14 protein-coding genes are annotated in these 15379 nt (G+C 41.4%); 1 reads left to right on the top strand and 13 read right to left on the bottom strand.

Annotation, left to right across the window (positions count from 1 at the left end):
• Positions 1-272 precede the first annotated feature (272 nt).
• The 9 genes from RMX98_RS32205 to RMX98_RS32165 all read right to left on the bottom strand — a co-directional run bounded on the left by RMX98_RS32205 (position 273) and on the right by RMX98_RS32165 (position 12613).
• Entirely contained in the window at positions 273-1556 is a 1284-nt protein-coding gene (locus tag RMX98_RS32205; RefSeq protein WP_322681221.1) for a hypothetical protein, read from the bottom strand.
• A 57-nt stretch (positions 1557-1613) separates the two neighbouring features.
• Positions 1614-2270, bottom strand: coding sequence for a 4Fe-4S single cluster domain-containing protein (locus tag RMX98_RS32200; RefSeq protein WP_322681222.1), 657 nt, complete (start codon positions 2268-2270; stop codon positions 1614-1616).
• A gap of 169 nt (positions 2271-2439) precedes the next feature.
• Positions 2440-4257, bottom strand: coding sequence for an AAA family ATPase (locus tag RMX98_RS32195; protein WP_322681223.1), 1818 nt, complete (start codon positions 4255-4257; stop codon positions 2440-2442).
• A gap of 182 nt (positions 4258-4439) precedes the next feature.
• Positions 4440-6881, bottom strand: a complete 2442-nt coding sequence (locus RMX98_RS32190; RefSeq protein ID WP_322681224.1) for a LamG domain-containing protein — start codon at positions 6879-6881, stop codon at positions 4440-4442.
• 192 nt (positions 6882-7073) lie between these two features.
• Positions 7074-7253, bottom strand: a complete 180-nt coding sequence (locus RMX98_RS32185; RefSeq protein WP_409882056.1) for a zinc ribbon domain-containing protein — start codon at positions 7251-7253, stop codon at positions 7074-7076.
• A gap of 27 nt (positions 7254-7280) precedes the next feature.
• A complete protein-coding gene (locus tag RMX98_RS32180; protein ID WP_409881800.1) occupies positions 7281-7418 on the bottom strand; it encodes a helix-turn-helix domain-containing protein in 138 nt (45 codons plus the stop codon).
• Positions 7419-7719: 301 nt separating this feature from the next.
• Complete coding sequence (locus RMX98_RS32175; protein ID WP_322681225.1) at positions 7720-9564, bottom strand: AAA family ATPase; 1845 nt, start codon at positions 9562-9564, stop codon at positions 7720-7722.
• A gap of 250 nt (positions 9565-9814) precedes the next feature.
• On the bottom strand, positions 9815-11716 hold the full coding sequence (locus RMX98_RS32170; protein ID WP_322681226.1) for an ArsA family ATPase: 1902 nt from the start codon (positions 11714-11716) through the stop codon (positions 9815-9817).
• 207 nt (positions 11717-11923) lie between these two features.
• On the bottom strand, positions 11924-12613 hold the full coding sequence (locus RMX98_RS32165) for a GvpL/GvpF family gas vesicle protein (RefSeq protein ID WP_409882055.1): 690 nt from the start codon (positions 12611-12613) through the stop codon (positions 11924-11926).
• Positions 12614-12832: 219 nt separating this feature from the next.
• Between RMX98_RS32165 and RMX98_RS32160 the strand changes: the two genes are divergently transcribed.
• The gene (locus RMX98_RS32160) at positions 12833-13093 is read left to right on the top strand and encodes a hypothetical protein (RefSeq protein WP_409882054.1); all 261 of its coding nucleotides are present in this window, start codon (positions 12833-12835) and stop codon (positions 13091-13093) included.
• 31 nt (positions 13094-13124) lie between these two features.
• On the opposite strand, the gene RMX98_RS32155 is transcribed toward RMX98_RS32160, so the two are convergent.
• The 4 genes from RMX98_RS32155 to RMX98_RS32140 form a co-directional block, all read right to left on the bottom strand.
• Entirely contained in the window at positions 13125-13370 is a 246-nt protein-coding gene (locus tag RMX98_RS32155) for a gas vesicle protein GvpG (RefSeq protein WP_322681229.1), read from the bottom strand.
• Between the two features lie 14 nt (positions 13371-13384).
• Complete coding sequence (locus tag RMX98_RS32150) at positions 13385-14119, bottom strand: GvpL/GvpF family gas vesicle protein (RefSeq protein ID WP_322681230.1); 735 nt, start codon at positions 14117-14119, stop codon at positions 13385-13387.
• A 37-nt stretch (positions 14120-14156) separates the two neighbouring features.
• On the bottom strand, positions 14157-14630 hold the full coding sequence (locus tag RMX98_RS32145) for a gas vesicle protein K (protein ID WP_322681231.1): 474 nt from the start codon (positions 14628-14630) through the stop codon (positions 14157-14159).
• A gap of 95 nt (positions 14631-14725) precedes the next feature.
• Complete coding sequence (locus RMX98_RS32140; RefSeq protein ID WP_322681232.1) at positions 14726-15115, bottom strand: gas vesicle protein; 390 nt, start codon at positions 15113-15115, stop codon at positions 14726-14728.
• Between the last annotated feature and the right edge of the window lie 264 nt (positions 15116-15379).

The raw sequence follows: 15379 nt of genomic DNA, 5'->3' as shown, positions 1-15379 counted from the left end.
CTTAATCGTAACCTGTTTGCTTCTTATAAAGCTAGTTTAGGCTATATTTGGGCTTGATTTTTGTTTAAGTCCCACTAAAAAAGATATGGTTCTTGGTTTTCGTCATCCTAAAGTACAGCAACATACAAGTTTTGCTGTGACGTGATGGACAAAAGCAGTGATGTCTGTGCGGCAAACTTTCATTTTGGTTGCCGTCCTGTGCATCGGATTTATAGCAGGAGATCAATTTTCAGCATTATCTATCATAGCGATTCCTTGCAGCCTTCCCCTTCCTAAATACTACGACTACGCGATCGCTTCTGAGTTGGCAAATTCTCGGCTTTGCGAAGGACGCGCTTGGGGTCTTTACCTTGCCATAATACTTCACCCATCTTGACACCAAATTTATCTTCTAAAACATCGTGCATCTCGGTTAGCATTTGTTCTGCTTCATCGCAGATTGCGGAGGTATTCCCATCTACAGTAGTAACGCTGTGTTTGACATAGCCATCTACGTCATAAAACACTTGTCCGGAGATCGGAATACTAACGCTAACTCCTTTACCTGTGTTAGTCGTGGCTCCTAAAATAACAGATGTAGCGGGATGTTCTGGATGCTCTGGTTGATGAAAGGTGATGCTGAAACCCATTTCTTGTAAAGTTTGAGAAATACTATCAGCAATGTAATCTCGCTTGTCTGCTTGTAGTTGGGCTGCATTGGCGGTTTCGAGAATTGTTTGCTCCTGCTGGCTAATTTCTGTTAACTGGGAAATAACTTGTTGGCTTTGACCGTTAGTAATAGCTTGTTGCACTGTATTGATTTGAGTTTCTATTTCTGTTACTGCTGCTGCTTGCCATTGCATAACTACTGGATCGGCTTTCAAACCTGTCAGAATAATTTTGAGTTCTGTGAGTTGTCGGTTTGCTTGTGCTTGTGAATGGCGCGAGTTTGACTGACCCTGGACAATTTGGCGTAAGTGTTTTTGAACTAAAGCTGTTGTTTCTGTTAGAGGCCGGCGTACTGCTATCGGGTCTCCAGAAGAAATAGCTTGTCGTAAAGTTTGCAAGACACGCTGTAATTGTTGCCGACCTGCGGCATCGAATTTTAGAGATTCTGTTTCGGGAATTTTAGCTACTCGCCGTTCTAATTCTTCGAGTTCAAACTGTTGTCGTTCAATATCTTTGCGTCTTTGTTTTTCTGCTTCGTCGCGGCGTTTGCGCTGCAATGCGGCTTGCATTGCCTGTTCGATTTTAATTAGTTCTTCGGAAATTGCTAGTAGTTTGGTTTCTGAATTTGCTTGAGCGATCGCTTCAAGTTGATTCTCACAACGAGATTGTAATGCTACTGCTTCTTGAACATAAAAATTTGCCCACTGCCAATTTATATCTGACTGCAATCTTTGTACGCGAATTTGAGTTTGGTAACGGGATTCTTCTAGTTGTCGTTGTCGTTCCTGTTCTTCGGCTTCCTTACGTCTTTGTGCTTCTATTTCTGCGCGACGCTGACGTTCAGCTTCTAAAATTTTTTGCTTCCACTCGGCAATTTCTGCTTCCGAAAACTTAGGACTGCCACTCATAATAATTCAAAATTCAAAATTCAAAACATTTTCAGTCTGGTATTTAAACCCTCGGACTTACGATAATTCGTAATTCGTATTAGGAAATATGATTCCTCGGCTTTGCATTTTTACTGCAAACTCATCTCGGAAGCCTTTGCGGGCGGGAATGCCTGTAAAGTAAAATGCACCAGTCACATCTATACTAAATTCTATTCCGGTTGAGTGATCGCCTTGTGCTAATTGTTGACTTAAAATCTGTTGATATCTTTCTGTTAACATCAATAATCTTTGGTTGCTAGACCCCCGCCAGAGTAAGTCCTTATGTAAAGACTCTATGTAAGTTCCATCGACTAGTAAATCAATGGAATTGAGTAATGATTTTTGAGCATCTGTTCCATGTTGTTGCAGATGTTCTAAGCGGTAGCCTGTATAGCACATTACACCTAAGTTTTTTAATTGATGTACTGTATCAATTAAGTTTACTAGTGCGGCTGCTTGCAGCATTGGTTCGCCACCGGAGAGGGTAATTCCTTCAATATCTGGTTGTGACAAAATCCAGTCTACTAGTTCGCTTTGGGAAATTGTTTGTTTGCCTGTTTTGTCCCAAGATTCGGGGACTATACAACCTGGACAGGCAAAGTCGCAGCCTTGTACCCAGATAGCGGCTCGTTTGTAAGGACCGAGGACTGTTACAGGTGATTGATAGCGGAAAATTTGTAAAAGCTCATACATAATACTCTATTTTTATACAAATATTTATTCCACGCAGAGACGCAGAGGCGCAAAGGAAGAGAAAATTATACCAATTTCAAAAAAGAATGCTTTAAATACACGCTCCCAAACCCTTGTCGTGTAAAGCTTTATTTATTTTGAATTTTGAATTTTGAATTTTGAATTGGTATTACTTTCCCCTTCCCCCTCCTCCTAGCAAAAATTGATAGGCAATTTCAAAATCAATAGCAAATACACAAAGGTCAGTGATGTGGGTAAATCCTTGGATGCGATAGCGGCGAATTGCTTGCATGGTGGCTTGATTGCTGAGGAGAGCGAGTTCTGCGCCGTTCCAGCCTTCTGTGCGGACGGCCCAGGCTGCTAGATTAATGTCTGCGGCTAGGGGGCGATCGCAGTTATGAACCCGCAAGATTTCAAATCGGCTGGTGACATCGGGTAAGTCTACTTTCAGTTGCAAGTCTAAGCGGCCTGCTCTTAATAAGGCTGGGTCGATGATGTCAGGTCGATTTGTGGCAGCAATTATTAATATGTTAGTACAAGCTTCGATGCCATCAATTTCGGTGAGGAGTTGACCGACTAGGCGATCGCTTACTCCAAAGTCTCCTTCGTGACCGCCTCTAATGGGGGCAAGGGCATCGATTTCATCGATAAAAATTATACATGGTGATACAAGTCTAGCTCTAGTGAATAATTCTCTGACTGCTTGCTCTGATGCGCCTACCCATTTGCTATGTAATTCTGGGCCGTTGATGGCGATAAAATTGGCTCTCGCTTGAGATGCAACAGCTTTGGCTAAGAGGGTTTTGCCGGTTCCGGGCGGCCCCCAAAGTAAAATCCCACGGGGAGATATTGCTTTTAACTGGCGGTAGAGTTCGGGATACAGCAGCGCGCCTTCAACAGTTTCTTGCAAGATGCTTTTGACGCTCTCTAAGCCGCCAATCTGTTCCCAAGTGATGTTGGGGGTTTCAATTGTGACTGGACGGAGAATAGAGGGTTTAACTTTTTTTAAAGCTTGGAGAAAATCTTGCTGATTGATACTAAGTCCTTCTGGTATGGGCGAATCTATAGGGGGATTGAAGCGGTGCAGGGCGTTGTAGGCCGCTTTTTGACAGAGCGATCGCAAGTCTGCACCGACAAATCCAATTGCCAAATCAGCCACTGCTTCTAAATCTACAGACCCATCTAGGGGCATTGTACTAGTATGAATGTTGAGAATTTCTAGGCGACCGAGGCGATCGGGAACATGGAAATACACTTCGCGATCAAATCGACCAGGGCGACGCAGCGCCGGATCGATGCGATCCGGACAGTTGGTTGCTGCCAAAATCATCACTCCATTTAGTTGAGCAAAACCATCCATCAGGCTGAGAAGTTGGGCAACAACACGTTTTTCTACCTCGCCTTCGACTTTGCTACGTTCCGGTGCGAGGCTGTCGATTTCATCAATAAAAATTAGGCAAGGAGCCGACAAGGTAGCTTTTTGGAAAATCTGCCGTAGTCGTAACTCTGCTTCACCGTAATATTTACCAATAATCTCCGGGCCAGCAATGGCTATGTAGTTGACACCAAGTTCTTCAGCTATGGCACGCACAGTCAAAGTTTTCCCGGTTCCTGGCGGCCCGACTAACAATACCCCCCGTATTGGTTCTAATCCCAGTTTGGCTAACAAGTCTGGACGCTTTAGTGGTAAAGCCACCAAATCGTGCAGTTCTGCCAGCACTTCCCTTAAGCCACCTACGGCTTGCAATGACGGCTTAACGGCAGGTTCTGGGGAAGGAGCAGGATGAGGGACTGGCGACAGAGGCTTATACCCAGATGTTCTAGGAGTCCGCATAGTTTTGACCGTCGATTCAGATTGAGAAAAGTTACTGTGCTGGGAGACTTCGATCCAATCGCTGTTATTGGAGTTGTTTGGGGCTTGCTGTTGAGCAGCTTTTTTTTGTGCCAGTTTTAGCAGTTGTTCAAAGTCTCGGAAAAATCTACTCACAGTTTCTGCACAATTAGTTAATGCTGGGTGTTGCTGAATCGGAATACAGTTAAAGCTTTTTGGAAAAATTAAAATTTTTTCTCCCCCTGTCTACGGCAGTTGCTACAACGGAGAGAACCTCCAACGCACTGCCTATCGTGCTTATCCTATTGATCCGCTGAGTCAGCAACGCCCAATACTACCTACCGACGTTGTTGGGCTTGTAGTTGTGCTAATACCTGGGCTGGTGAGAGACCTGTCATTGCTGGCAGTTGTAATAATTGTGCTGGTGGGAGATTTGTTAAGGCTGAAAGTTGAGCTAGTTGGGGTGCTGAGAGACCAGTCATTGTAGATAGTTGGGTTACTTGGGCAGGTGTAAGTCCGGGTAAGGATACACCTCCTCCAGGAAGTTGCCCAGCTACTGGCGTTTGTGCTGCGCCCCCGACTCCGCCATGAGCTTGATTGGCTATCCCTAGTTGACTGATAAGCTGAGTTAGCTGGGTAACTAACACAGTAAGTTGCTGTACTAATCCAGCTAGTTGTACCACAACTTCAGTCGATGCACCGGCGTGACCTCCTTGGGCAGCACCACCCTGACCAGTTAAACCACCAACTACTCCACCGACTCCGGGTAGACCTCCAGCTAGTCCAGCGACTTGACCAGTTAAACCACCAACTACTCCACCGACTCCGGGTAAACCCCCAGCTAGTCCACCAACTTGATTTACTAATCCTCCAGCTAATCCGTCTCCTCCACCACCTTGACCAGTGACACCACCGACTAATCCACCGACTACAGGTAGACCTCCAGCTAGTCCACCAACTTGATTTACTAGTCCGTCAGCTAATCCACCGCCACCACCACCTTGACCGGTTAGACCACCGACTAGTCCACCAGCTACAGGTAGACCTCCAGCTAGTCCGCCGACTTGATTGAGTAATCCTCCTAACACTCCTTCGCCTCCTGAATTTTGATTAGTTAAACCACCGACTAATTCCCCAGCTACGGGAAGTTGACCAGCTACTCCGCCTACCAGTCCGGTGGCTTGTCCAACTAGTCCCTCATTGCCACCTCCCCCTGCGACTTGGCCAGCGACACTTGTTACTGGATCTAATACTCCACCTAAGAGTCCGCCGCCTGGTGCCGATTGAGCAGATGATTGCTGGGGATTTGATTGGTTGCCTTTGGATTTTGACGAAGCACCAGTCAGTCCCCCAAGTTGGGATGTAAGGTTAGAAAGCATCGGCTTATGGATTTGGAGTTGCAGATAATCGATTAGGTGTGCGGCATCCGCACCGTTTGCTGTTGTGATTGAAATCGTATGCGGCCCTTGGCGAATATTTACTAGGGGTATTTGACTCTGCTTAAGCTTGCCCTTGTCTGCACCGGGCGTTTTAGCAATGAGTTGTCCGTCTAGAAATATATTGTCTTCTCCAGAGCCGTAGCGATCATAAGAGAAGACTAATTGTTCATCAGTATAATCTTCTAGTAGACCAAAGTGAATATTTAGTTGACTGGTTGAATTAGGAATTTTGTTGGCATTAAAAGGCACTAAGCAAGAGGGAATAGTAGGACGGTTGAAGGGATCAGGATCTGTGCCTACTATGTAGTTATATTCAATTGTCCATCCACCTGTAGGGGCTGGCGTTCCGGCTTGACCTGGAGATCCAATTTGCCAAAGAACGGTTTGAGGGTCGGGTATAGCAGCAGTAGTTGGCCCGGGTTGCTGGGATGTCAGAGATGTTTCCTTTACCGGCTGTTGAGTTAAGGGTTTCTCAACACTTGGTTGTAGTGGAGAGGAAAGATTTGTGTTTTGTCCCTTTTGTCCAGAGAAATTACCTGTAGTTGTTTGTCCCTTTTGTCCAGAGAAATTACCTGTAGTTTGTTTAGTCTGGTCAACACTTTGTCCTTCTTGCCCCCATTGCCCCCCGCTTTCTTGAATAGGTTCTGCTTGAACTTCTATTGACTGTTGGGCTGCAAGTGCTTGAATCTCTTTAGAAGCTAGGACTCGATCCCAAACATGAACTTCAGCAATCTTGCCACGGAAAAAACAAGGGCTTGCTCCCCACTGTTCTGTAGCACCTGCACCGACACGAGTAGGATTGTGATTGTTGGGCTGGTGTTGCACGCCCATTTCTCGTCCCACTTCTCGTCCGTTGATGAAGAAAGCCATCGTTTGTGAGTTGCGATCGTAGGTTCCTGCCAGATGCGTCCAAGCACCTATTTTTGCTTGTGTCCCGCCCAGTACCCGCCAGAATGCTTTTGGTTCGCCATTGCCTAACCAAAATTGCCATTGCCGTGCAGGTGTGATGCAAAAAAGATATCCTTTGCGTCCTGCTAAGGGTGAGCCTCCGACTGAGGCCAGAATAGACTGGTAGCCTGAACCACCCTGAACCATGACCCACATCTCGACAGTAAAACTGGTAGGGTTGAGTTCGGATGCGTAAGGCATATCTAACTTGTCATCTACCCCATCAAATGTGGGAGCGTTGGGAAAAGAATCACTCGGAGGTGTTTGCTGCATAGTTTCTTGAGAGGGCATTGCCTGCTGTGTTGTTCTTTTAGCAGGAGGGATGACGCTCTGAAGGGGATAGGTGATTGATACACCTGCGACTGCAATTCTCAGCTTTTCTAGTGACAGCATCTGCTGCTCCAAAAAACTTACCTAAACCTAACCAAACTAGTTAATTAAGTTAGCGTTTTCTTCCTGCTAGCCTTCTCCTGACGGAGACGCTAACGCATAGGTTGCTTCCCGGAAGGGGTACGGGAACGCTAAGAGCGAACGACCAAGGTAGATGGCTACTTCTTGTCCACAGGCGTTAAGTTAAACCAGAGCCTAGCTTACTGCTTTAGACGGTGATTCTTCTTCATTGCAGCACTTTTGACAAAAGAATATTCTATCTGACTGATTCATCGCTTGAATATGACTGCATTTGGAACAAGTTTTAGAAGAAAACCACCAATCAACTATTTCAACTTTAGTTCCATAATTTGCTTGTTTATAAACCTTTTTGATTGCATCTATTCGTTTAGCATCTCCAGCTTAGATGTGATTGAAATCCCAATTCTCTATAATTAAGTCTAATCCATAATTGTAAACAAATCGCTTAAATCCAGCCATGCCGCGCATCAAGGAGCGTTCCTTGTTATTAAGTTTTAGCTCTTTTTTGATGGTAAACATAACTAAAAACAAGTTTTCTTTACCTGAAGTAAGTATATACTTGCTTCACGCATTAATCAAGATAAAAAATAATTTATCTTAATTCTATAATTTTGCACATTTGGTACAATCGAAGTAGGTTGGTATTGAAAATTGTCGTTATAAAAATGCAGGAGGTAGAGGACAGAAGGCAGAATTCAATAGCTTTTTGAGCAACTTTACTTTCCGTTATATAGTTCAGTTTTTTTGTGCCATTCTACTTACTCATCATGAATGAACCATGAATATGTTTAGGCAAGTTTTTGCTTATTTAGTCAAGCTTCTAGAGCGATCGCTGTTGCATTAAAATTTGATGGGCATAGTTAAAATCTTCGTCTGTAATTTTGATTGCTGCCGGATCGGTCATTCCTTGGGCATGATAGCGACGAATTGCTTCCACCGCAGCCCGATCGCCAAGCAATGCTAAATCCGCGCCGTTCCAACCCTCGGTTACTGTTGCCCAGTCAGCTAAGTTCACATCTTCTAAGGGTCGGTCTTGATTATAAACTTGCAAGATTGCCCATCGGCTTTGTAAATTAGGTAAATCTACTAATATCTGTAAATCTAATCTTCCAGACCTTAATAAAGCTGGGTCTAAGGCATCAGGACGATTGGTAGCGGCAATTACCAGGATAGTAGCACCTGTGGACAAGCCGTCTAATTCTGTGAGCAATTGCCCGACAACGCGATCGCTTACTCCTGAATCGCCATTATAACGCCCTCTTGCAGGTGCTAATGTGTCTATTTCATCGAGAAATATTACGCAAGGTGATGCAAGTCTGGCTTTGGCAAATAATTCCCGCACCGCTTGTTCGCTAGCGCCCACCCACTTACTAAGTAATTCCGGGCCGTTGACACAGATAAAATTCGCTCTACCTTGGGAAGCAACGGCTTTGGCTAACATAGTTTTGCCAGTTCCAGGTGGCCCCCATAATAAAATTCCTTTAGGCGATCGCGCTTTGGTTCTCAGGTATAGTTCTGGATGTAACAATGCGCCTTCTACGGCTTCGCGCAGGGTTTGTTTAATTTCCTCCAGCCCACCAATTTCTTCCCAAGTTACGTTGGGAGATTCCACTTCTACCGAACGTAAAACAGCAGGTTTAATTTCTTTGAGTGCCTGCAAAAAATCTGAGTGTTGCACTGTCATCTGGTCGGGAATCGGCCCTTCTATTGAGGGGACTTGACGGCGTAAGGCGCTGTAAGCAGCTTTTTGACAGATAGCTTTCAAGTCTGCACCCACAAATCCCACAGCTAAATCAGCAATTTCTGCTAAATTTACTGTCGGTTCTTTCGGCATGGCACGAGTCAGAATTTCTAGTATCTCCAAACGGCCTTGGCGGTCTGGGACGCGAAATAGCACTTCTCGGTCAAATCTTCCAGGGCGGCGTAAAGCTGAGTCGAGATGTTCTGGACGATTGGTAGCAGCCAGGACAATTACCCCTTTAGTTTGGGAAAAACCATCCATCAAGCCCAGAAGTTGCGCCACTAGTCGTTTTTCTACTTCCCCTTCTACTTTGCTGCGGTCTGGGGCAAGGCTATCAATTTCATCTATAAAAACTATACAAGGCGCACTTTTAGCAGCTTTTTCAAAAATTCCCCGCAGTCTTTGTTCTGCTTCACCGTAGTATTTACCAATAACTTCTGGCCCAACTATGGCAATATAGTTAACTTCCAATTCTTTTGCAAGGGCGCGGGCTGTTAGGGTTTTACCAGTTCCGGGAGGCCCGACCAATAAAACTCCGCGCGTCGGTTCTAATCCGAGTTTTGTCAGTAGGTCAGGACGTTTTAAGGGGATGGCAATCAATTCTCTGAGTTCTTTGAGAACTTCTGTTAGTCCACCGACATCTTGTAAGGAGGCGGTTGCTGAAGAGTCTGGTGTAATTGGGTTCGGGGATGTGTAATTCGTTTGGGCAGATGTATCGCTGGGCGGTTGGGGAGTCCGAAAGCTAGTATTGCCCACGTGGACGTTGACAGAACCAGGACGATTCACGCCGACTGTACGAGGTATACTGCTAAGAGGACGAGTCCGAAACTGCATATCTGCCTTGATTTCTCCGGTTTCAATTTTTTCTTCCAAGGCTTTTGCTAGTTCTAGTAACTGCTCAAAACCTTTGAATAAATCGCTCATTAAATTCCTCCCTTTTTTTGGCAGTCATGCTCTTTTTCACCAAAGCGTTGCGATCGTCTGGCAAAGGATTGAGAAGTTTTCTGGTTTATTGAGGGAGTTCCTCTGAAATATACCGATTTATCCCCCAATATCTCTTCCTCCGCAGAGTTGATTTATTCAACATCATACTCTGACTTACTCTGATGACAGGAGTATGTAATTAGGTGGGTAAGAATAAACTCAACTATGTAAACATAAACTGACGATTATATTAAAATAATAATTTTGCTGCTCCGATAATCCGGTCTTGCGATTCTACAGAACGGGGTAAAATTGGTAAGCGAATAATAGTTTGATTGACAAATAGACTGTCATCAAGTTCTATCTCTTGAATGTAGCGATTATGCACAATATAACGCTGAGAAACGTGCATTTTTGCTAAAGATTCAGTTAGTCGCGTTTGTTCAGCAAGAATTGCTGCTTCTGCTTGAATCACACCAATAAATTCTGTATGATTTGGGTCTTGTAATTTTTTCTGGGCTTGCATGACTTGTTGGCGCAATTTTCGTAACCTTGCCATAAAATCTATGCGTCCTAAAGCGTTTTGATATTTCATCCATAATTTAAATATCCATGCTAACCATTCTGCTAGCGCAGAGGGCATTTCTAAAAATCTGAGAAGATGACCTGTAGGGGCTGTATCTAAAATAATTAAATCTTGCTGTTTACTGTCTAATAAATCCATGATGGTAATCAGAGATAGCATTTCATCAATACCAGGTAAAGCTTGAGCTACAAGTTGTCGCCAAGCTTCGGGAGTATAAGCAATTTTGATTGCTCCTGGTTCACTTCCTTCACCACTCATCATTTCAGCTAATTCCCAAAGATAATCTTTACGAAACTGTTCTAAGATGGTTTTGGCATCGATTTCTTGACCGCTTAAATTAGCAGTTAATTGAGTAGGTTCGTGTCCCAACTTCTTACCAAAAGCATCTCCTAAAGAATGGGCGGGGTCGATAGAAATTAAGCGAATATTTTTGTCGGGATAATAGCTGGCTAATGACCATCCTATGGCTGCTGCTACTGTAGTTTTTCCTACTCCGCCCTTACCACCAATGAGGATTAGTTGTTTGCCTTCGTTTATAAAATCGCTGAAATTAGGAGATATTTTAACAGGCCATTGTATAGTTGGTGAAGGAACATTGGTGACGGTATCAACCTTTTTGATTTGGCTAATTAAATTATCTAAGGCTAGGCTTCCTAAAGGTTCTGTTATCTGTTGCGGTACGATAAATAGAGACTGGTTTGCTGAAACATCTAGAAAATTATTCAATAACTTTTGTTGTTCGCTGTAACGGTCTAAATCTTGATTTATATCTGTCAATATTTTGTTGATTATTAAACCACCACAAGTTATTTCTAGTTCCTGCAAATTATCTAAAAACCTTTTGGTTTCTAACAGGCTCATTGGTTCTGCGATCGCAACTACTAAGCAAGCAGTAAAATTCACATCCTGTAATAACCGTTTGCCTTCTGCTAATTCTGATTTCAATTTAGCCAAAAAGTCATCAACTTCATCCGGTATATAACGTCCGCTAAAAGTTTTAGCGATCGCCCGATGTTTTTCTTGAAATAATTCTAAAGAATTTAATACTACATCTAAAAAATCTTTAATGCCTAACAAATTTAAAGTATGCCCAGAAGGAGCCATGTCTACTACTATGCGATCGACCGCTTTTTCTGTTAGCAACTTTTGAATTTCTAGCAAACCCATGACTTCATCTATACCAGGCCATTCTAAATCCCAAACAGGCGTTAAATCTTCTCCTTCAACAAAGCTTCCACGTTCAACTAGCAGTTCTAAATAATTACCGTATTTTGCTTTAAATTCTAATAGTAATTGTTTAGCATCCAACGCTTGAACGCTTAAATTAGGTAAATCGGATAAAGGCGAAGCTTGTTCTGCTACTTCTATTTCCAGCACATCGCCTAAAGAGTGCGCTGGATCTGTGGATATTAAAAGTATGTTTTCATTAGGAAATAATTGAGCCACTCGTCGAGCAAAAGCACAAGCAAGTGTGGTTTTTCCGACTCCACCTTTACCACTAAACATGGTTAAACACAGTGAGTCATATTGATGAATACTATCAACTATTTGGGGATTTGAGTTCATATCAAGAAGGGGAAGGGGGGAAGGGGAAGGGGAAGGGTAAAAACATTGTCCCTTGTGGGCGAAATAATAGACTTATTGCAAAAGTTGTTCTTTTCAGGTTGTTCTTTGCGTGAGGCAAAAAAAGATTTATGCAAGAGGTCTAATCTTTATTTTAAAAATTCTAGATTTAAAAAAGTGACATCAGACACTATTGCTTATATTCAATAGTTAAATAAAGTCATAAGGAGGTAGTGGTTCTCCTAACTGTAACTCCCAACGGGGACAGGCTTCTTGCCAAGCCAAAAGTTGTGCTGTTAGTAAAGATTCATTTTGACTACTCACTAAAAGATAAATTCGTGTTTCTTTACCTTCTTTCTGAACAATTTTAGATTCATGGATCTGAGTAATTGTCTGAGCTATATTTTCCCATTCTGTTATTTGAGCAGTGTAAAAATTTTGCTGTGCTTGATAGCGTTGCTTTTTGGCTAATAAATACTCTTTTCCTGCCGATGCTGATGGTGTATTAGTTTCATCTAAAGTGCGAGGAATAAATTTTAAAATATATTGATTTTTATCTTTGATTTGGCATAACTTTTCTAGATATTCTTCAGCATGGGTTTCTAAATGATTTAATAAGCTCTCTTGTGAAGCAAATGAAGTACCAAACCGCAAGGGTAAAACTGTAGTGTGGCGAAATACTTCATAAATTACGCGATCGTGAGACAAGACTGCCTTAATTAAGCTTTCGTCGTTATTTTGCAATGATTCCAAAGAAATGGCTGGCTCTACCAGAGCAGAAACACCAGATTTGCTAATTAGGACTACAATATTGCTGATGCCTAGAGGTAAATTTAGGTCAACAACTGGTGTTTGGATAAAAGCATAAACGTAAAGATTATATAATTCCACACTTAACATTTAAAGTTAAATAATTTTAGGATTTAAATTATATTATAAATTAATATATATAGAGATTCTTATATATATTAAAAATGAGTAAATAACTACTTACAATAAAACTAATTCTCTTATAAGTAGATAATGAAACACATTGGTAATCGGCGACTCAACAGACCTAAAATCAGCACAATGCCTCGTATAAAATCTGAGGCATCTGAGCAATTAAAGCTATACAAAATGGTGTCAGATCGACAGCGTATCCAGGAAGAAGTGAAATTTATGACTGAGAGTTTGGAACAATTGAAACAGCACCTTAGTGATTTAGATACTCAAATACAACAAACTGAATTATCAATTCAAAACTTGCGCCAATCACCTTCCGTCCAGACTCAGACTATGCGCGTTACTCCAACTGATAATACAAGCGAAACTCCCTCCCATACTTCTCACAAGGCTTCCGAGTCCAATAATTTTGATACTTTTTACTTAGATATTTAGTCACAATCAATCCTGTAGAAGAGGTTAAAATTTAATCAACTTCTTCTGCTTCTTCTTCCATTGCTTGAATTTGCAGTAAAAGTTCCTCTTCTTGAATTTCAAACTCCTCTTCAGATATTTCGCCAATATCAAAGGCCAGTTGCAAAGCTAACAAGCGTTTGTGCAAATTTTCGTTTGCATCTAATTCACCACTAGCACGTTCTAGAAGTTGTTCTCCTATCCAGGTTATGCCTTCAAGTGGCCCAATGACAGGAAACAATAATATTTTCATCAACATTAGATTAATTTCCCTTAAGAAAGCTGGGCAAATGTATAAGGAGCAGTAAAATTGTTGTAGCGAATTCGCAGGCGATCGCTAAATTTTTGATCGATAGATTCTACTTTTTCACTAAAGATAGATTCACTATCCCAAGGAATTAAATAAGCTGTATTATAAATCATCTCTTCTGTCATCGTATTATTTTCTAATACTTCTTCTGCTAAACTATTTAATTCATCTTGAAAAGTTTGGATAATAGTTTCCTTACGAACTTGCAAACCCTTTTCAATCATTTGACCAATATCGATGACTTCTTCCATTTTCAAAGTTTTACCTTCCATTGCATCGCGCTTTTCTCGCAATTCTGGATTTGTCTCTAGCAATGCTTGGATTTCTTCCTGACTATTCCATAAAACTTTGACGCTAACTTCTCGCCGTCCATCCAGTTTTTGAAATAATGCTTCTAATTGTTCTTTATAGGGAACAAGCAATTGTTCGTTAACTGTGTCCCAGGTTTTCACAACTAAGCCAAAACGTAGAGGTAAATGGGTACGAAACCCTTGACTCATTGCTTCTTCTAAAACTTTTTCATGACACAATAAATTGCGTCTAGAAGCAAGATATTTTTGTTGTTTAGCTTCTGAATACAAAAAGTTAAAGCCATCAAGAGAATAGTTTTTAACTTGTTGTTTATCTAATCCTTCTAATATGACATTTTCAGAAACGGCTTTGCGGAAAATTCCGTAAAGATAAAGACCTGAAGTCATAAATATTTCCTAAGTGTTTTCTAAAGTTTTCCAAAAACTAAATTGGTTTTGATGTCAAAACTAAGCGTAGCTTGGCGTGAATTAAATTTAGATTACTTAAACCTAAATCAATATCACCATGTAACACTACGCCAATATTTAAAAGCCTGTCTAGCAGTTCCAAGATAGAAGGATTTTGACTAGGTTCCCCTGGATAGTAGGTTCCGGGTGCAGGTAAAAGAGTACCAAGTTCTCCCAAATCTATATTTAAATCCTCTGGTTTTATTTCAAAAATTTGGCACAAGTGTAATACTTGTTCTTCTAGTTTTTGCAAACTTTCTGCTGCTTCGTCTAGCTGCGAATCACTGAGGAGTTGTTCATCCATGCGACGAATAACTTGTGCTTCCATTAACTGGCGAATAACTTCCAACACAGTTAACAATAAAGAAGCTAAACCTGCTTTACTGTTCAGTTTGTGAACATTAAGAATTTTTTCAGCCGAACTTTCTGAAGACTTACTAACTAACGTCATAACATCACTAATTTTATTTTTCAATTGAAAAGGCTACAAGCGTTTTCTCAAAATGTTTAACTAATATTTCTGAAATCAAAGTAAAAAAATCTTATTTAAAAACCTTCCCCTTCCCTTATCCCTAAATCCACCTGACTAGTAGCTAAAGCTTTAAGCGATCGCATTTCTGCTTCTATACTTTGTAGTCTATCGTGGAGTTGTCGATTTTCTTCAATTAAAGTCTGGGCTTTGCTACTAAGGTAAGGATCGCCTTCCCACCAATTTATTCCCATTTCTCGTGCTTTATCTACAGAAGAAATCAATAAGCGAATTCGGATATGTAAAAGTTCAGTAGAGGCGATAGAAACAGAAATATCACCTGCGATTACAATTCCCTTATCTAAAATTCGTTCCAAAATATCCGCCAAAGTCGAACCTTGGGTAGAGGTGTTAATTGTTCGACTCGAATTGATTTTAGAACTAGATGTTATTGGTGTATGGGTCACGATAGTTTTGACTCTTTAGTGATATATAAAGTGCTTTTCTCTATTAGCAATTATTTACACAATAGAGAACGCAAAATGTTTTTTATAACTTAAATTTTATCAACACAAAAAACAATATCATATTTCTATTATAAAAATATACTAAACCTTATCCATCTTGAGAAAGATATTAAACCTTATGCATCTTGGAAACTGGAATTTTTCAAGAACATATAAGTAGGTCGATGTCAAAATTTCTAGCTAAAATAAAGAAAGTATCAAGGG

This window comes from Nostoc sp. DedQUE02 (assembly GCF_034531035.1).
In the GTDB taxonomy this organism is placed as follows: domain Bacteria; phylum Cyanobacteriota; class Cyanobacteriia; order Cyanobacteriales; family Nostocaceae; genus Nostoc.
The sequence above is the reverse complement of the archived record's forward strand: the minus strand, read 5'-3'. Positions and strand labels throughout refer to the sequence as shown.